The organism is Curtobacterium sp. MCLR17_058 (assembly GCF_003234705.2).
Lineage (GTDB): Bacteria > Actinomycetota > Actinomycetes > Actinomycetales > Microbacteriaceae > Curtobacterium > Curtobacterium flaccumfaciens.
In genome coordinates, this window is sequence record NZ_CP126262.1 from 2648737 (window position 1) to 2665802 (window position 17066).

Annotated in this window: 15 protein-coding genes; 7 read left to right on the plus strand and 8 right to left on the minus strand. The window is 70.5% G+C overall.

The features are described 5' to 3' along the window. Nucleotides 1-26 precede the first annotated feature (26 nt). Nucleotides 27-1901: an ABC transporter ATP-binding protein gene (locus DEJ11_RS12435; RefSeq protein ID WP_111103224.1), complete on the minus strand. Its 1875-nt coding sequence runs from the start codon at nucleotides 1899-1901 to the stop codon at nucleotides 27-29. A 126-nt stretch (nucleotides 1902-2027) separates the two neighbouring features. On the opposite strand from DEJ11_RS12435, the gene DEJ11_RS12440 reads away from it, so the two are divergent. Together DEJ11_RS12440 and DEJ11_RS12445 are read left to right on the plus strand one after the other, a co-directional pair. Then, nucleotides 2028-3452, plus strand: coding sequence for an amino acid permease (locus DEJ11_RS12440; protein ID WP_111103223.1), 1425 nt, complete (start codon nucleotides 2028-2030; stop codon nucleotides 3450-3452). 326 nt (nucleotides 3453-3778) lie between these two features. Beyond that, complete coding sequence (locus DEJ11_RS12445) at nucleotides 3779-4588, plus strand: hypothetical protein (RefSeq protein ID WP_111046796.1); 810 nt, start codon at nucleotides 3779-3781, stop codon at nucleotides 4586-4588. Between the two features lie 177 nt (nucleotides 4589-4765). Here DEJ11_RS12445 and rplL read toward each other — a convergent pair whose 3' ends face one another. The 4 genes from rplL to DEJ11_RS12465 all read right to left on the minus strand — a co-directional run bounded on the left by rplL (nucleotide 4766) and on the right by DEJ11_RS12465 (nucleotide 8265). Then, on the minus strand, nucleotides 4766-5149 hold the full coding sequence (gene rplL, locus DEJ11_RS12450; RefSeq protein ID WP_027466380.1) for a 50S ribosomal protein L7/L12: 384 nt from the start codon (nucleotides 5147-5149) through the stop codon (nucleotides 4766-4768). Nucleotides 5150-5200: 51 nt separating this feature from the next. Then, nucleotides 5201-5716 carry a 50S ribosomal protein L10 gene (rplJ, locus tag DEJ11_RS12455; protein WP_017888663.1) on the minus strand — a complete coding sequence of 172 codons (516 nt, stop codon included), beginning with the start codon at nucleotides 5714-5716 and terminating at the stop codon, nucleotides 5201-5203. A 279-nt stretch (nucleotides 5717-5995) separates the two neighbouring features. Continuing rightward, nucleotides 5996-7528 carry a sensor histidine kinase gene (locus tag DEJ11_RS12460; RefSeq protein ID WP_111103222.1) on the minus strand — a complete coding sequence of 511 codons (1533 nt, stop codon included), beginning with the start codon at nucleotides 7526-7528 and terminating at the stop codon, nucleotides 5996-5998. Next, nucleotides 7525-8265 carry a response regulator transcription factor gene (locus DEJ11_RS12465; RefSeq protein WP_017888661.1) on the minus strand — a complete coding sequence of 247 codons (741 nt, stop codon included), beginning with the start codon at nucleotides 8263-8265 and terminating at the stop codon, nucleotides 7525-7527. The genes DEJ11_RS12460 and DEJ11_RS12465 overlap by 4 nt, the downstream gene beginning before the upstream one ends. A gap of 103 nt (nucleotides 8266-8368) precedes the next feature. On the opposite strand from DEJ11_RS12465, the gene DEJ11_RS12470 reads away from it, so the two are divergent. The 5 genes from DEJ11_RS12470 (at nucleotide 8369) to DEJ11_RS12490 (ending at nucleotide 13918) form a co-directional block, all read left to right on the plus strand. Then, nucleotides 8369-9403: an acyl-CoA dehydrogenase family protein gene (locus tag DEJ11_RS12470; RefSeq protein ID WP_111103221.1), complete on the plus strand. Its 1035-nt coding sequence runs from the start codon at nucleotides 8369-8371 to the stop codon at nucleotides 9401-9403. Continuing rightward, nucleotides 9400-10755 carry a bifunctional PIG-L family deacetylase/class I SAM-dependent methyltransferase gene (locus tag DEJ11_RS12475; RefSeq protein WP_258371338.1) on the plus strand — a complete coding sequence of 452 codons (1356 nt, stop codon included), beginning with the start codon at nucleotides 9400-9402 and terminating at the stop codon, nucleotides 10753-10755. The genes DEJ11_RS12470 and DEJ11_RS12475 overlap by 4 nt, the downstream gene beginning before the upstream one ends. Further along, nucleotides 10752-11462 (plus strand): glycosyltransferase family 2 protein, encoded by a 711-nt coding sequence (locus DEJ11_RS12480; protein WP_111046792.1) that lies wholly within the window; start codon nucleotides 10752-10754, stop codon nucleotides 11460-11462. The genes DEJ11_RS12475 and DEJ11_RS12480 overlap by 4 nt, the downstream gene beginning before the upstream one ends. Nucleotides 11463-11591: 129 nt before the next feature. Beyond that, a complete protein-coding gene (locus DEJ11_RS12485) occupies nucleotides 11592-13139 on the plus strand; it encodes an ABC transporter permease (protein WP_111103220.1) in 1548 nt (515 codons plus the stop codon). Between the two features lie 101 nt (nucleotides 13140-13240). Next, nucleotides 13241-13918, plus strand: coding sequence for an ABC transporter ATP-binding protein (locus DEJ11_RS12490; protein WP_027466375.1), 678 nt, complete (start codon nucleotides 13241-13243; stop codon nucleotides 13916-13918). A 138-nt stretch (nucleotides 13919-14056) separates the two neighbouring features. Here the strand turns inward: DEJ11_RS12490 and DEJ11_RS12495 are convergent, their stop codons facing one another. From DEJ11_RS12495 to DEJ11_RS12505, 3 genes are all read right to left on the minus strand, one after another. After that, nucleotides 14057-15004, minus strand: a complete 948-nt coding sequence (locus DEJ11_RS12495; protein ID WP_111103219.1) for a TolB family protein — start codon at nucleotides 15002-15004, stop codon at nucleotides 14057-14059. A gap of 141 nt (nucleotides 15005-15145) precedes the next feature. Continuing rightward, entirely contained in the window at nucleotides 15146-15985 is an 840-nt protein-coding gene (locus tag DEJ11_RS12500) for a carbohydrate ABC transporter permease (protein ID WP_071406325.1), read from the minus strand. Continuing rightward, the gene (locus DEJ11_RS12505) at nucleotides 15978-16973 is read right to left on the minus strand and encodes a carbohydrate ABC transporter permease (RefSeq protein ID WP_017888646.1); all 996 of its coding nucleotides are present in this window, start codon (nucleotides 16971-16973) and stop codon (nucleotides 15978-15980) included. The genes DEJ11_RS12500 and DEJ11_RS12505 overlap by 8 nt, the downstream gene beginning before the upstream one ends. Nucleotides 16974-17066: the final 93 nt, after the last annotated feature.

A 17066-nucleotide genomic window follows, 5' to 3' on the forward strand; every position in this document is an offset into this window, starting at 1 on the left:
CGGCGCTCGGTCGCGACCACGACCGGTCAGGGCCGGACGACGTCCGCCGACGTGTTCTGCTGCCGGTGCAGCTGGGCGTACGTGCCGTCGAGGGCGAGGAGTTCGTCGTGCGTGCCCTGCTCGACGATCTGCCCGTGGTCCAGGACGAAGATGACGTCGGCGTCGCGGATCGTCGACAACCGGTGCGCGATCGAGATGGTGGTCCGACCGGCCGCCGCAGTGTCGAGCGCCGTCTGCACGACGTGTTCCGAGATGGAGTCGAGTGCACTGGTGGCCTCGTCGAGGACGAGCACCGGCGGGTCCTTCAGCATGACCCGCGCGATGGCGATGCGCTGCTTCTCGCCACCGGACAGGCGGTAGCCGCGCTCCCCCACGACGGTGTCGTAACCGTCCGGGAACGACGCGATCGTGTCGTGGATGTTCGCCGCACGGGCCGCACGCTCGAGCTCGTCGTCGGTGGCGTCGGGCTTGGCGTACCGCAGGTTCTCGCCGATCGTGGCGTGGAACAGGTACGTCTCCTGGCTGACGATGCCGACGTGCCGCATCAGGTCCTCGTGCACCAGGTCGCGGACGTCCTGCCCGGCGAACCGCACCGATCCCTCGGTCGCCTCGTACAGCCGGGGCACCAGGTAGGACACCGTCGTCTTGCCCGCGCCGGAGGGACCGACGAAGGCCGCGAACTGCCCGGGGCGGAGCTCGAACGACACCCCGCGCAGGGTCGGCTTGTCGGCTTCGCCGTCGGGGTAGGTGAAGACGACGTCCTCGAAGGCGACGTGGCCGACCTTCGACTCGTCCACGGGCCGGGCGGTCGGCGAGTCCGTGATGGCCGGCTTGAGGTCGAAGTACTCGAAGATGCGGGCGAAGAGCGCACCGGAGGTCTGCAGGTCGAGGACCACGCGCAGCAGCCCGACCGTCGGGAACAGCAGCCGGGACTGCACCGTCGTGAACGCGACGATCGTGCCGGCCGTGATCGGGACGTCGCCGATGATCAGGTACGCGGCGACGACGTAGATGATCGCCGGGATGATCGACAGGAAGATCTGCACGATCGCGAAGAACCGCTGCCCGGACATCTGCTGGCGGACCTGCAGGGTGATCTGGTTGCGGTTCTCGTCCCCGTAGCGGCGGGTCTCGCTGGCCTGCTGGTTGAAGCTCTTCGCCAGCAGGATGCCCGAGACGCTCAACGCCTCTTGCGTGATGGCCGTCATGTCGGACAGCGACTCCTGCGTCTGCGCGGCGATGCGGGCCCGGACCTGGCCGACGCGGCGCTGCGCGATCACGAGGAGCGGCAGCAGGACCACGGCGACCAGCGTCATCTGCCAGCTCAGCAGGAGCATCGCGACCACGGCGGCGATCACGGTCACGGTGTTGCCGAGCACCGACGAGATCGTGTTGTTCAGCACACTCGCCACGCCACCGACGTCGTTCTGCAGGCGCGACTGGATGACGCCGGTCTTGGTGCGGGTGAAGAACGCGAGCTCCATCCGCTGCAGGTGCGCGAACAGGCGCATCCGCATCGCACCCATGACCTTGTTGCCGACCGTCGCGGTCAGGTAGGTCTGCCAGACGCCGACCCCGGCGCTCGCGATCCAGAGCAGGACCATCGCGGACACGAGCTCGACCAGCACCGGGACGTCGGGGCGACCCGACGGCGGGAACAACCCACGGTCGAACGCCTGCTGGGTGAGCAGTGGCGGCACGACCGAGATGGCCGCACCGATCAGCACGAGGACGACCGTGAGCATGATCGCCCGGCGGTGCGGCTCGAACAGCGCGGCGATGCGCCGGACCAGGTGCGGGATCCTCGGCGCCTCGGCGTTGGCGGCCTTCTGCGCGCGGAAGTCGCCGCTCGAGATGCGCCCGCCCCCGCGCGGACCGCCGCCTCGCCCGCCGTGTCCCATGCTCATGGAGCCACCGTAGCCCCGCGCTCGGACATCGACCGCCCTGTCCACAGCACCGCAGTATTTGACCCCGTTCAGGGGGCGTGCGAGCATGTGCCGTCCCCGTCCCCGCACCACCGAGGTCCCATGTCGTCCGCGCCGTCACGTCCCACGTCCCTGGGGGCCCAGCTCGCCCGCCGCAAGCCGATCGAGCAGCTGCAGGCCGAAGCCTCCCGCGGTGTGAACGGGGAACCGCTCCGTCGGTCGCTCGGGGTCTGGCAGCTCACGATGATCAGCGTCGGGGCCACGCTCGGCACCGGCATCCTGGTCGTCCTCGGCACCGCGGTCCCGCTCGCCGGTCCCGCCGTCTGGATCTCGTTCGTCGTCGCGGGGATCGCCGCGCTGCTGTCCGCGCTGTCGTACGCCGAGATGGCGGGCGCCGTCCCGACCTCGGGGTCCAGCTACTCCTACACCTACGCCACGATGGGCGAGGGCATCGCCTGGATCTGCGGCTGGTGCCTCGTGCTCGAGTACGCCGTCTCGGTGGCCGCGGTCGCCGTGGGTGCCAGCGAGTACGTCGACGAGACCCTCCGCGTGTTCGGACTGCACCTGCCCACCGCACTCTCCGCTCCCCCGGTCGACGGCGGCGTGGTCAACCTGCCCGCGGCGGTCCTGGTCCTGCTCGCCACCGCCGTGCTGCTGCCCGGTGCCCGCGAGAGCGCCTGGGTGAACACGGTCATGGTGATCGTGAAGATCGCTCTGCTGGTCTTCTTCGTCGTCGTGGCGTTCACGGCGTTCCGGGCGCAGAACTTCGAACCGCTCGCCCCGATGGGTGCCGCCGGGGTCACCGCCGCCGCGTCACGGCTCTTCTTCTCGTACATCGGCTTCGACGCCGCCTCGACCGCGGGTGAAGAGGCGAAGAACCCCCGCCGCGACCTGCCCCGGGCGATCATCGGCTCCATCGCGCTCATCACCGCGCTGTACATCCTCGTCGCGATCGCCGCCGTCGGGGCCCGCTCGTGGACCGCGTTCTCGTCGTCCGAGGCGTCGCTCGTCCGCATCGTCGTCGACGTCACGGGGCAGCCGCTCGTCGCCCTGGTGTTCTCGATCGGCGCCGTCGTCGCCATCGCCAGCGTCGTGCTCACCGTCCTGTACGGGCAGACCCGCATCCTGCTCACGATGTCCCGCGACGGCCTGGTACCGAAGGTCTTCGGCCGGGTCTCCCGTCGCACCGGCACCCCGATCGCGAACACGCTCATCATCGGGATCGCCGTGACGATCGTCGCCGCGCTCGTGCCCCTCGGCGAACTCGCCGACGCCACGAGCATCGGCACCCTCGTCGCCTTCGCCCTGGTGAACGTGTCCGTCATCGTGCTCCGCCGCTCGCAGCCCGACCTGGAGCGGTCGTACCGGGTGCCGCTGTTCCCCGTCGTGCCGATCCTCGGCACCCTGAGCTGCGTGCTGCTCGCGGTGTTCCTCGGCGCCACCACCTGGATCGCCTTCGGCATCTGGATGGTCGCTGGCGCCCTGCTCTACCTCGCCTACGGCCGCCGCCACAGCACCCTGCGCTGACGCGCGCGCCGCGCCGCCCCGCCCCCGCAGCCCGCCCGCCCGCGCCGAGTCTCGGCCAGGCGGACTCTCCACGGCTCACCAAGGCGCGAAAACGTCTGCCCAGACGAGACTCGGCACCGTCCTCGAGACAGTCGTGACCTCCCTCTCTCCACAGATCCCGCCGGAGGGCACACAGCGCACATCAGAGTCCGCACACTCGCATCATGCAACTGCACCAGACACGGCCCGATCTCCTCCGCGCCGAGCGGTCGGATCCATCGCAAGCACGACAACTCCGACGGCTCTATGCCGCTGGGCGAGTCGTTCGGCTCCGTGCGGGTATCTACATGGACAAGCGGGTGTGGGATGCACTCGACAAGGCGGACAAGCACCTCGCCATGGCTCGGGCTGTCGCTCCCGACCTGGGTCCGACCAGCGCGTTCTCCCACGTCACGGCTGCGCTCATCCATGGCTGGCCGTTGATCGGACCGGCTCCGGAGCGGATTCACGTCGTCGACTGGGAGCTGGTCGGCGTCGAACACCGGGTCGGACTCATTCGACACGGTATCGACCCCGCTGGCCTGCGCCTCGGCCGCAGCCGATTCGACGGCGTCCCGGTGGTCGATGCGCTTGGAACGGCGATGGCCGTCGCGCGAACGTGTGACCCGGCAGTAGCCGCCGTGGCCATCGACCATGCGGTACGCATGAAGGCGATCGACAGGAAGGTGTTCGAGGAACATCTGCCGCCGCCCGCATCGCGTGGTGGCCGGAGGGCTCGGCTCGTCGCCACTGCGCTCGATCCGGCACACGAGTCACCCGGTGAGTCGTACTCTTCGATCCGACTCGTGCAACTGGGAGTGACCACCATCCACCCGCAGCATGAGTTCGTCACGAACGGGTTTCGCGACCGCGTCGACTTCTGGTTGCCCGACGCCGGAGTCGTCGTCGAGTTCGATGGCAAGCAGAAGTACGTCGACCGCGAGATGCTCGCAGGTCGCGATCCCGGCGACGTCCTCTGGCAGGAGAAGCGCCGGGAGGACCGCATCCGTACCCGACGAGAAGTCCGGTCCGTCATCCGGGTGACCTGGTGGCACCTCGAGAGCCTCGACCGGTTCCGTGCGCTGCTCCGCTCGCACGAGGTGTTGATCGCTCCATGAGCAGCTCCTGCGACGGGTCCAGTCTCGGCCCACCGGACAACTTCCCGCTCCAACGGCCGGCAAAGTGTCCGCACAGCCGAGTCTCGGCGACAGTCAAGCCGCCGCCGCCAGCGCCCCGCACACGACGAAGGCCGCCACCCCGAGGGGCAGCGGCCTTCGTGACCGGAACGGTCGAGACTACGCGAGCTCGATCGTGGCGCCAGCGGCCTCGAGGGTCGCCTTCGCCTTGTCGGCGGTCTCCTTGTTCGCACCCTCGAGGATCTTGGCGTCGGCGGTCTCGACGAGCGCCTTGGCCTCACCGAGGCCGAGCGACGTCAGGCCACGGACCTCCTTGATGACCTGGATCTTCTTGTCACCAGCGGACTTGAGGATGACGTCGAACTCGGTCTTCTCCTCAGCGGCCTCGGCCGGAGCAGCTGCGCCGGCGGGGGCGGCAGCGGCGACCGGGGCGGCCGCGGTGACCTCGAAGACCTCTTCGAACTTCTTCACGAAGTCCGAGAGCTCGATGAGCGTGAGCTCCTTGAAGGCCTCGATGAGCTCGTCCTGCGAAAGCTTCGCCATGATTTTCTCCTACTACTAGCTAGTACGTGTGGTTGATGAACGCGAGCCTGATCAGGCCGCGGACTCCTGCTTCTCGCGAAGGGCGTCCACGGTGCGGACGGCCTGCGAGAGGGGTGCCTGGAACAGGTACGCAGCACCGAACAGCGAGGCCTTGAGTGCGCCGGCGAGCTTGCCGAGCAGCACTTCACGGGACTCGAGGTCGGCGAGCTTGTCCACCTCGGTCGCGGTGAGCGGGTTACCGTCGAAGTAACCACCCTTCACCACGAGCTCGGGGTTCGCCTTGGCGAATGCACGCAGCGACTTCGCGACGGCGACGGTGTCACCGTGGACGAAGGCGAGAGCGGACGGACCGGCGAGTTCGTCGTCGAACGACGAGATGCCGGCGTTGTTCGCCGCGATCTTGGTCAGCGTGTTCTTCACCACGGCGTACGTGGCGTGCTCACGGATCGAGTTGCGGAGCTCCTTGAGCTGCGCGACCGTGAGACCGCGGTACTCGGTGAGCAGAACGGCGTTCGAGCTACGGAAGGACTCCGTGAGCTCGGCGACCGCAGCTTCCTTGTTCGCCATGGTTCTCCTTGGGGGTCTTGCCGGCAGCCCCAGGTCCACGAACGAAAAAAGCTCCGGCGCAGAGGCTCGGAGCTGCTCTCACCAGATGGTGGGAGTGGTTCGGAACACCTGCGCGGGATGCCTCACGAGTGAGGACCTTCGGTCACGATGTTCACAAACACGTTGCGAGCAGCACGACATCCGGCGGTCTTTGGCTTCGAGAACAGTAGCAGATGCCGTGGACGAGACCAAACAGCGGTCGGGAGGCGCGGGGCGGTCCCGCCCCGCGCCTCCCGTCCGTCAGTGGGTACGGTCCACCGCAGCGGGTGTCGCCGACCAGTCCGCGGACCCGGCAGGGTCAGCCGACGACGACGCGACAGCCACGGCCCCGGCCCCGGCCCCGGCCCCGGCGGCAGCCGCAGCCGGGTCGCGGGGCACGTGCACCGTGAACACGGTGTCCCCCGGTTCGCTCGTGACCTCGACCCGGCCGCCGTGCGCCTGCACGACCGCGTCCACGATGGCGAGCCCCAGCCCGGTCGACCCGACCGTGCGGGACCGCGAACTGTCCGCCCGGGCGAAGCGCTCGAACAGCTTCGGCAGGAACTCGGGGTCGATCCCCTGGCCGGTGTCGCGCACGGTCAGGTCGACGCCGCCGTCGACCGGGGCGAGGCCCACCGTGATGCGGGTGCCCTCGGGCGTGTGGGTCCGGGCATTGGTGACGAGGTTGACGATGACCTGGTGCAGGCGTGCGGCGTCGCCCGTGATGGTGACCGGCTCCGGCGGGACGTCGACCTCGATGGGGTGTTCGGGCGAGGCGGCGTGGGCGTCGTTCACGGCGTCGAGCACCAGTCCGGTCAGGTCGACCTCGGCGAACTGGATCTCGCGGCCTTCGTCGAGCCGGGCGAGGAGCAGCAGGTCCTCCACCATCGAGGTCATCCGGATGGACTCGGACTCGATGCGGCTCATCGCGTAGACGACGTCCTTCGGCAGGTCGCCGCCCATGCGCCGGGTGAGCTCGGCGTAGCCGCGCACCGAGGCGAGCGGGGTCCGGAGCTCGTGCGAGGCGTCGGCGACGAACTGCCGCACCTTCTGTTCCGAGCGTTCCCGGGCCCGCATCGCACTGCCGATGTGCCCGAGCATGCGGTTGAACGCGCTGCCGACCCGGCCGACCTCGGTGCGGGGGTCGGTGTCGGGCACGCGGACGCCGTCGAGGGCGTCACTGCGGTCGAGGGGCATGCGCGCGACGGTGGACGCGGTCTCGGCGACGCGCTCGAGCGGCCGGAGCGACTGCCGGACCACGAACGCGGCGACGACCGAACCGGCGACCAGTGCGGCTGCCAGGACGGAGAGGACCCCGGCGAACAGCTTCCAGACGCTGTCATAGACGGGGGCCATCGGGAGCCCCACGACCAGGACGGCCGGGCCGACGTTGACGGCGGCGAGGCGGTACCGCCCGACGTCCGAGCCGAGGTCGATCGTCTCCGGGTCGGCGTCCACGCGGACGGACCCCAGTGCCTCGGCGCTGGCCTGCGGGATCCCGCTCGGACGGCCGTAGTCGTCGAGCACGTTCGCGATGACGACCTGCCCGTCGACGAAGTACGCCGTCAGGGTGCCGGCGGCCTGCCCGGACGGCCGGGACAGGTCGATGCTCGGCTGCCCCGACTGGTTCTGCTGCAGGTACCGCTGTGCCCGGTGGGTGGCGCTCGTGATCTGCTTGTCGATCGCGCTGGTCTGGATCGAGAAGAGCGCGATGAGGCTCGCCCCGCCGATCACCGCGCTGACGGCGACGACGAGGGCGACGATGCTCAGGACGAGCCGGCGCCGCAGGGTCACGAGGTCGGCTTGATGACGTACCCGACGCCGCGCACCGTGTGGATCATCGGGGTCTCACCGGCGTCGATCTTCTTGCGCAGGTAGGAGATGTAGATCTCGACGACCGACGACTTGCCGCCGAAGTCGTACGACCACACCCGGTCCAGGATCTGCGCCTTCGAGAGCACGCGACGGGGGTTCCGCATCAGGAAGCGGAGCAGCTCGAACTCGGTGGCGGTCAGTTCGATCGGGCGGCCGGCGCGGTGCACCTCGTACGACTCCTCGTCGAGCACCAGGTCGCCGACGACGATGCGGGAGTCCCCGGCCTCGGAGATCGAGATCTGCGAGCGGCGGATGAGCCCACGCAGCCGCGCCACGACCTCCTCGAGGGAGAACGGCTTGGTGACGTAGTCGTCGCCGCCCGCGGTGAGCCCGGTCACGCGGTCCTCGACGGAGTCCTTCGCGGTGAGGAACAGCACCGGGGTGTCGTCGTTGTTCTGCCGCAGCCGGCTCAGCACCTGCAGCCCGTCGAGGTCCGGCATCATCACGTCGAGCACCATCGCGTCGGGCTTGAACTCCCGCGCGGTCGTCAGGGCGTCCTGCCCGCCGTTCGCGCTCTTGACGTCCCAGCCCTCGTAGCGGAGCGCCATGGACAACAGGTCGGTGAGGCTGGCTTCGTCGTCGACGACCAGGATGCGCAACGGGGTTCCGTCGGCACGCGTGAGGCGCGGGGCTGCTGCGGGCTGGGAGATGGTCACGTCTTCGAGTATCGAGAAGTTCCTATGAGTCGTCTGTGGCGCGGCCCAGTGCGTTCTGTGGATCGAGGACACGTCCACGTCTGCCGCTCCGTACGTTGGGAGCATGTTGCGATCTGCAGCCTGGCCCCCGTCGGCCCGGCACCTGGACACCGCGCGGATCGAACGGACGACCGGGAGGCCCGGCTCGCCACCGACGGACCGCCTCGCGATCGCGCGGGCGGTCGCCGCCACCACCCCACCCCTGTCCGCCGGCACGGCCGGCGGGTTCTTCGGCACGGTCGCCGCGGTCGCCGCGGCGGACGTCGCCACCGCCCGCACCGTCGAACCGCACCTGGACGCGCTCGGGATCCTCGCGCAGGCCGGGGTCGATGCCCCGGACGGCTCGACCTGGGGCGTCTTCGCGGCCGAGGGGCCGGGCCTCCGGCTCGACGCCGCACCACAGCAGGACGGCACGGTCCTGCTGCACGGCACGAAGCCGTGGTGCTCGCTCGCCTCGACGCTCTCGCACGCCCTGGTCACCGCGCACCTGGGTGACGAGCGGGTCCTCGTCGCCGTGGACCTGCGACAGCACGGCGTCACCGTGCACGACGAGGCCTGGGCCGCACGAGGCATGCCGGACGTGCCGAGCGGTCCGGTCGACTTCGACGGCGTCCGGGCACGACCCGTCGGGGCGCCCGGCTGGTACCTGCGACGCCCGGGCTTCGCCTGGGGCGGCATCGGCGTCGCGGCCTGCTGGTGGGGCGGTGCAGTCGGGCTCGCCCGGGTGCTCCGTGACACCGCGTCGGCGCACCCGGAGTCCGAGCTGCTGCAGGCCGCCCTCGGCGCCACCGTGGCCGACCTCGCCGACGCGGAGGACGCCCTCGCCGACGCCGCCGCCCGGATCGACGACTCCGACCCGGCCTCCGACGGCACCGACTGGCGGTTGCTCGCCCAGACCGTCCGGTCGCGGGTGCGCCGTTCGGTCGACGCCGTGCGCGAGCGGGTGGTCTCGACGATCGGCCCGGCACCGCTGACCGCCGACCCCGCAGTCGCCGCGCGGGTCGCCGACCTCGAGCTCTACGTCCTGCAGGACCACGGCGCGCGGGACCTCGCCCGCATCGGCCGGATGGTGCTCGAGCGGGGCGGTGTCGCGTGGTGAGCTTCGACCACCGCGAGCCGGGCACCGACCCGGCGGCGTGGACGGGATTCCTCGACGGCCTGGACGCACCGGCGATCGACCTGGCCGGTACCGGGTCGGTGGTGGTCGTCGCGCCCCACCCCGACGACGAGACGCTCGGCGCCGGTGGGCTGATCGCGGCCGCTGCAGCGGTCGGCGTCCCCGTGCACGTGCTGCTCCTCACCCGCGGCGAGCGCTCCCACCCGGACTCCCCCACGACGACCCCGGAGGCACTCGCCACCGCCCGTGACGCGGAGTTCGTGGCGGCCCTGCGCACCCTGCACCCCGACGTGACGTCGACCTCGGTGGGGATCCCGGACGGCGCGACCCGTGAACACCGAGACCGTGTCGTCGAGAGCCTGGACACGGTGCTCGCCGACGCCGCCCGCCCCGTGCTGCTCGTCGCGCCGTGGCGCGGGGACGGGCACCGTGACCACCGCATCGTGGGCGAGGTCACCGAGGCCGCGGCGGCGAGCGCCCCCGACGTCGACCTGCTCGCGTACCCGATCTGGGCCTGGCACTGGGACGACCCGGACCACTCCGTCGCCCCGTGGGACGACGTCCGGGCCCTCGCGCTGCCCGACGACCTCGTCGCCCGGAAGCGTTCCGCTGTCGACGCCTATCCGTCGCAGACCCGGCCCCTGTCGGACGCACCGGGAGACGAGGCGATCGTCGACGACCGGCACGCCGCCCACCACCTGCGGACGACGGAGTGGTTCTTCGCACCGGAGTCCGCCGCGTCGCGGTCGCGCGAGTCGTTCGACGCCCACTACGACCGGAAGCCCGAGGGGTGGGACTTCGACGGATCCTGGTACGAGCAGCGCAAGCGTGCCGTGACGCTGGCGGCGCTCCCCCGCCCGCGGTTCCGGTCGGCGCTCGAGCTCGGCTGCGCGACCGGGGTCCTGACCGCTGCCCTCGCCGACCGCGCGGACGACGTCCTCGGCACCGACATCTCGGCGGCGCCGCTGGAGCGTGCCGCCCGGCGCGCCCCGACCGCTCGGTTCGTGCAGGCTGCCCTGCCGGCGGAGTGGCCGGACGGGCGGTGGGACCTGGTGGTGATGTCCGAGGTCGGGTACTACCTGTCACCAGCCGACCTCGACGCGACGATCGACCGGGTGCTCGGGTCGCTCGACGACGACGGTGTGCTCGTGGCTTGCCACTGGCGGCACCCCGACGACGAGGCCGTGTCGAGCGGTGACGCGGTGGACGCGCGACTGACCGAACGGTGGCCGCGTCCCGCTCTGCTCCGGCACGTGGAGGAGGACTTCGTCCTGAGTGTCCTGCCCGGCCCGGCGGTCACCTCGGTGGCCCGGGCCGAGGGGATCATCCGGTGACGCGACCGGAACAGCGTGCACGCATCGACGTCGTCGTCCCCGCGCACGACGAGGCTGACCGGATCGCCGCGTGCCTCGACGCGCTCCTGGTGGCCGTCGACCGGCTCGCCGCGGAGCGACCCGGATTCGACGCCGCCGTCACGGTGGTGCTCGACGGTTGCACGGACGGCACCGCTTCGGTGGTCGATCGGTACCCGGTCGACGTCCTGACCACGGACCGTGTCGGGGTCGGTCGGGCACGCACGATCGGGGCGACGCACGCGCTCCGTGCGCACGACGGCGACCCGGCTGCCCGGTGGCTCGCCCACACCGACGCCGATTCGCGCGTGCACGAACGGTGGCTCCTCCAGCAGTCCGACGCCTTCACCGCTGGTGCGCACGTACTCGTCGGTGCCGTCGTCCCCGACCCGGACGACCTGGCGCCCGCGGTGCTCGACCGCTGGACGCGGGCGCACCCGCCCGGTGCCGCCCTCGGGCACGTGCACGGCGCGAACCTCGGCGTGCTCGCCGCGGCGTACGTCAGCCTCGGCGGGTTCGACCCGGTGCCCGAGCACGAGGACGCGCGGCTGGTGGCCCGGGCGCGGGCGCTCGGCTTCCGGGTGGACGCCACCGTCGACCTGCCGGTGGTGACGAGCGGGCGCTTCGCCGGCCGGACCCCCGGCGGCTACGCGGAGCACCTGCGCCAGCGGTACGGCGACGTCGGCTGATGCGCCCTTAGTCGCCTCATAGGTCCGCGATGGGCCGGTCATCGACAGCGTGCCTAGGTTCTCCTCCGTCGGCCCCGCCGCGTGCTCTGCGCGGCCGGTGACCCCAGCCGGCCACCACCGAGGAGAACCATGTTCCTGACCTACCTCAGGCGCGAACTCACGAACCGCAAGAAGCAGACGGTCATCATCGCGATCGGGATGGCCCTGGCCATCGCCCTCGTGGTGATCGTGTCGTCGATCTCGGGTGGCGTGCAGGCAGCGCAGTCGAGCGTCCTGCAGTCCGTGTACGGCGTCGGCACCGACATCACCGTCACCAAGACCGCGACGGCGTCGACGAACGGCGGGCGTCCGAGCTTCGACTTCGGCAGCCAGGGCGACAGCGACGACGACAGCGGTTCGACCGACCTGTCGCAGTCGCGGCTCGCCGTCGCGCGCGGCACGAGCACCCTGAACGCCGCGAACCTGTCCACGATCACGAGCACCGACGGCGTCAAGGCCGCGACCGGTGTGCTGACCCTCGAGAACAGCACGTTCTCCGGCCAGGTCCAGCAGCAGTCGACCGACGGCAACAGCACGGACAGCAGCAGCGACTCCAGCAGCGACAGCACCACCCAGCAGGGCCCGCCGAGCGGGGACACCGGCGGTGGCGGCGGGTTCGGCGGTGGGTCGTTCAGCGTCGACTCGTTCACGGTGACCGGCATCCCGGTGTCCGGCGCGACGGTCGGTCCGCTCACGAGCACAGAGCTCACGAAGGGGCGCACCTTCGCCGCGAAGGACGCGGGCAAGGACGTCGTCGTGCTCGATGCGTCGTACGCGAAGAGCGAGTCCAAGGCGGTCGGCGACACCGTCGACATCGGCGGCACCGACTTCACCGTCATCGGCATCGTCAGCTCCACCGGCTCGGCCTCGACCACGGGCTCGAACACCTACATCCCGCTCGACACCGCGCAGGCGCTGGCCGACCTCGACGGCAAGGTCACCTCGATCTACGTCTCCGCCGAGTCCTCGTCCGACGTCAGCACGATCAAGTCCGCACTGCAGGCGAAGCTGACGAGCGCCACCGTCTCCACCGAGGCCGACCTGGCCTCGAGCGTGTCCGGGTCGCTCAGCACCGCGTCGAGCCTGGTCTCGAACCTCGGCAAGTGGCTGTCGATCGTCGTGCTCGCCGCGGCGTTCCTCATCGCGATCCTCTTCACGATCTCCGGCGTGACCCGCCGCACCCGCGAGTTCGGGACCCTCAAGGCGATCGGCTGGTCGAACGGCCGCATCACCCGACAGGTGGCCGGCGAGTCCCTGGTGCAGGGCCTGATCGGCGGCGTGCTCGGCGCCGCGGCCGGCCTGATCGGCATCCTCGTCGTGAACGTCATCAGTCCGACGATCTCGGCGAGTGCCTCGAGCACGACCGGCGGGGGTGCCGGTGGCGGTGGCGGCATGCCCGGCGGCGCAGCGACCGCGGCCGCGGGCAGCGGCACGACGGGCGGTGCGCCGGCAGGAGGCTTCGGCGGCGGCGCGAGCACCGCGTCGACGACCGACGTGGTCCTGCACGCCCCGGTGACCGTCGAGATCATCCTGCTGGCGATCGGCCTCGCGATCCTCGGCGGCCTCATCGCCGGCGCGCTCGGCGGCTGGCGTGCGAGCCGGCTCCGTCCGGCCGAGGCGCTCCGGAGCGTGGCCTGATGCCCGGCCGCACCGACACGACCGAACCGACGACAGGAGCAACCGTGACCAGCACCGACACCGCGACCGGCGAGGCGGAGGCGAGCCGTGCCTCCAGTCCGATGTACCGGCTGACGAACGTCAGCAAGACCTACAAGCAGAAGAACCGGACCGTCACCGCCCTGACGAACGTCCACCTGACGATCCCGCAGGGGCAGCTCGTGGCCGTCCAGGGGCCGACCGGCGGCGGGAAGTCGACCCTGCTGCAGATGCTCGGAGCGCTCGACCGGCCGAGTGCCGGGTCGATCCACCTCGGTGGCGACCGCGACGTGGCGAAGCTCGGCGACGGCGCGCTGACCGACCTGCGGGCGACCGAGATCGGCTTCGTGTTCCAGAGCTTCAACCTGATCCCGACGCTGACGGCGCTCGAGAACGTCGAGACGGCGTTCGCGGGGTCGCTCGCGAACCGGTCGCGGAGCGAGGTCCGCGAGCGTGCGGTCGCCGCGCTCCGCGAGGTCGGTCTGGGTGAGCGGATGGAGCACCTGCCGGCCGAGCTGTCCGGCGGACAGCAGCAGCGCGTGGCGATCGCCCGGGCGCTGGTGAAGAACCCGAGCGTGCTGCTCGCCGACGAGCCGACGGGTGCGCTCGACGAGTCGACCCGCGACGAGATCATGGCGCTCATCGAGAAGCAGTGGCGGGAGCGCGGACTGACCGTCGTCATCGTCACGCACGACTCGTGGGTCGCGAAGCGTGCCGAGCGGCGCCTGCACATCAAGCAGGGGCAGGTGCGCGAGGTCTAGCGGGGCGGGCGGGCGCAGGCGCGCGGGCAGGCGCGGGGCGTCCGATCGCGTTTCGCGCTGAGCGACAGTCCACGCCTCTGGCGGCGCGTGGGCTGTCGCTCAGCGCGTGAAGACGCCGCCGACCCGCCGCCGCTGCCGCTACCCCGCCACCGGGTAGTCGCAGTACGCGAACCACGTCGAGTCCGGGGCCCACGGCGGCACGTTGACCGTCCCCTGGCCGCCGTCGAGGGCCACCAGGGTCTCGGGCTGGACCGCGATCCGGGCACCGCGGACGAGCGACCCCGGCAGCAGGCGCAGCTCGACGCGGTGGTCGGCCGGGTGACCCTGCACGCCGGGCTCGTACGACAGGTAGAGCAGGTGTGCGGCGTCCGGGGACAGGTGCGGGAACCAGTTCACCCGGTCATCGTTCGTCAGGCGGACGGGGCTGTCGTGCCCGGGCCAGCGCACGGCCAGCTGCGCGGTGCCGGGGGTGAACCGCTCCGTGTTCCAGAGCAGGATCCCGCCGGCCGGACTGATGGTGCAGCCGTCGTCGGGGTGCTCGTCCCGCGTGACGAACGTCGGCTCGCCGGTCTCCGGGTCGACCATCGCGACGTCGGTGGTCCAGACGCCGTCCTCGGACAGCTCCCCCACGATCGCCGCGAGGGCGCTCCCGTCGGGGGGGACGCCGTGCAGGTAGAACTTCCGCTTGGTGGGCAGGGCCGCTGCGACGTCGGTGATCCGGGTCGCGGGGCCGCCCTCGGGCAGCGGGACGCGGTACAGCTCGCCGTCGCGGGCGCTCACCACGATCGAGCTGCCGGACGGGTCGAGCACGTGGTCGTTGTTGATCTCGTCGACGCCGTCCATCGGCACCGGCACGAGCGCGGTCTCGTCCAGCACGGTGCCGCTGTCGGCCAACGGCAGTCGCAGCAGCCACAGGTCGCCGTCGCCGTTGAGCACCAGGGTCTCGACGTCCAGGACGTTCGGCGCCTCGACGAGCACCGTGGCCGACTCGAACACGAGCCGCGAGGTGCGGGACTCGACGTCGTACACGTGCACGCGGCTGGTCTGTCCGGGCAGCAGCTGCCGCCCGCGGGTCTCGTCGCTCATGGTTCCATCCTGTCGGTCGTCGGGTGGTCGGGGTCGGTAGGTCGTCGGGTGGGGAACGGCAAAACACCGGTGTCCACGCTGCACACCCCGTGATGCGGGGGCGTCGAGCGCGAACACCGGTGTCTTGCGGAAAGGCTCCGCCTACTTCACGGCACCCGCGGTCAGGCCGGCGACGAACTGGCGCTGGACCACGAGGAACGCGGCCACGACCGGGATCGACACGACGAGCGACGCCGCCATGACCTGGTTCCAGTACACGTTCGTCTGCGTCGAGTACTGCTGCAGACCGACCGCCAGGGTCGAGCCGAGGCCGTTCGTCATGACCGAGGCGAAGAGGACCTCACCCCAGGCCGTCATGAACGAGTAGATCCCCACCGCCACCAGACCCGGACGGGCCGACGGCAGGATGACCCGGAACAGCGCACCCATCGGGCCCGAACCGTCGACCATCGCGGCCTCGTCGAGTTCGCGCGGGATGGTCTCGAAGTACCCGGCCAGCATCCAGATCGAGAACGGGAGCGTGAACGTCAGGTACGTGATGATCAGGCCGAGCCACGACCCGACGAGCTGGATGCCGAGGGAGTTGCCGAGGTTCGTGAAGATCAGGAACAGCGGCAGCAGGAACAGCACGCCGGGGAACATCTGCGTGGAGAGCACCGCGGTGGTGAAGGTGCTCTTGCCCTTGAAGTTCCAGCGCGAGACACCGTAGGCGGCGAACGTCGCGATGATCAGCGAGAACACCGTCGCCACCGTGCAGACCACGAGCGAGTTGATGAAGTACCGGCCGAGCGGCACCGTCGACCACATGTCGATGAACGGCTGGAAGGTGATCCGCGACGGGATCCACGTGAAGTTGTCCTGCACGTCGCCGAGGGGCTTGATGGCTGTGGTGATCATCACGTAGAGCGGCACGACCGTGAACAGCGTCAGGACGACCAGGGTGATGATCTTGAAGGACTTGGCGCCAGTTGTCTCACGCACGGACGGACCTCCGGTTGGTCACGGCGAGGTAGATGCCGGTGACGACGAGCAGGAAGAGCAGGAGCAGGACGCTCATCGCGGCACCGGAACCGAAGTTCCAGGTGATGAACGACGCGTTGTAGATGTGGAAGCTCAGCAGGTCCGCGGCGGGTGGCTGCGCGGTCGAGCCGAACAGCACGAACGGCGTGTTGAAGTCGTTGAACGTCCACAGGAACATCACGAGCACGAGCGTCACGTTGACGGGGCGGACCATCGGCAGCGTGATCGAGCGCCACTGTCGGAACGGCTTGGCACCGTCGACCGAGGCGGCCTCGTACACGTCGTTCGGGACGGACTGCAGGCCGGCCATGAGCATCAGGAACGCGAACGGCCAGGTCTTCCAGATCGCCACGACGACGACGGCCACGAACGCGTTGTTGCCGATGAGCCAGAACGGGGCGTTGCCGCCGAACAGCCCGAGTTGGTCGACGAGCAGGTGGTTCAGGGCCCCTGAGTCACGCTGGAACATGAACTTCCAGGTGATGACGCCGGCGTACATCGGCAGCGCGTAGGGCACGAGGAACAGGGTGCGGAAGAGCCCGCGTCCGGCGAACGGCTTCTGCAGCGCGACGGCTGCGGCCATGCCGAAGGTCCAGGAGAGCCCGACCACGAGGACCGTGAAGGCGCACGTGATGAGGAACGAGTTGAGGACCCCGCGGCCGATCGCCTGGTCGAAGTCGACGACGACCTGGTAGTTCCGGAACCCGGCGAAGGGCGCGGCACCCCAGTTCGCGATGAAGTACTTGGTGAGCTGGATGAACGAGATCCAGATGCCAGTGAGCATCGGGACGATGTGGATGAGCAGCTCGAACAGGATGGCCGGCGCGACGAGCGCGTAGGGCAGCCAGTGGGTCTTGCGCTTGCGACCTGGCGGACGGCCCGACATCGTCGGGGCCTTCGTGTGCGTCAGGTCGATGCGCTCCGAGTCGGGCAGGACCGTCGTGGACATCTGGTGGGGCCTTTCGGCAGGAGGGGCGTGCAGGTGCGGTCCGCGCGGCCGTGGCAGCGGCCGGGAGGCGCGGGGTGCGTGGGGCGTGCGCCG

Coding starts and splice junctions, on each gene's coding strand:
- DEJ11_RS12445 (WP_111046796.1), top strand. CDS start 3,779: ATGGACAAGCGGGTGTGGGATGCACTCGACAAGGCGGACAAGCACCTC.
- DEJ11_RS12470 (WP_111103221.1), top strand. CDS start 8,369: ATGTTGCGATCTGCAGCCTGGCCCCCGTCGGCCCGGCACCTGGACACC.
- rplL (WP_027466380.1), bottom strand. CDS start 5,149: ATGGCGAAGCTTTCGCAGGACGAGCTCATCGAGGCCTTCAAGGAGCTC.
- DEJ11_RS12505 (WP_017888646.1), bottom strand. CDS start 16,973: ATGTCCACGACGGTCCTGCCCGACTCGGAGCGCATCGACCTGACGCAC.
- DEJ11_RS12485 (WP_111103220.1), top strand. CDS start 11,592: ATGTTCCTGACCTACCTCAGGCGCGAACTCACGAACCGCAAGAAGCAG.
- DEJ11_RS12435 (WP_111103224.1), bottom strand. CDS start 1,901: ATGGGACACGGCGGGCGAGGCGGCGGTCCGCGCGGGGGCGGGCGCATC.
- DEJ11_RS12490 (WP_027466375.1), top strand. CDS start 13,241: ATGTACCGGCTGACGAACGTCAGCAAGACCTACAAGCAGAAGAACCGG.
- DEJ11_RS12495 (WP_111103219.1), bottom strand. CDS start 15,004: ATGAGCGACGAGACCCGCGGGCGGCAGCTGCTGCCCGGACAGACCAGC.
- DEJ11_RS12440 (WP_111103223.1), top strand. CDS start 2,028: ATGTCGTCCGCGCCGTCACGTCCCACGTCCCTGGGGGCCCAGCTCGCC.
- rplJ (WP_017888663.1), bottom strand. CDS start 5,716: ATGGCGAACAAGGAAGCTGCGGTCGCCGAGCTCACGGAGTCCTTCCGT.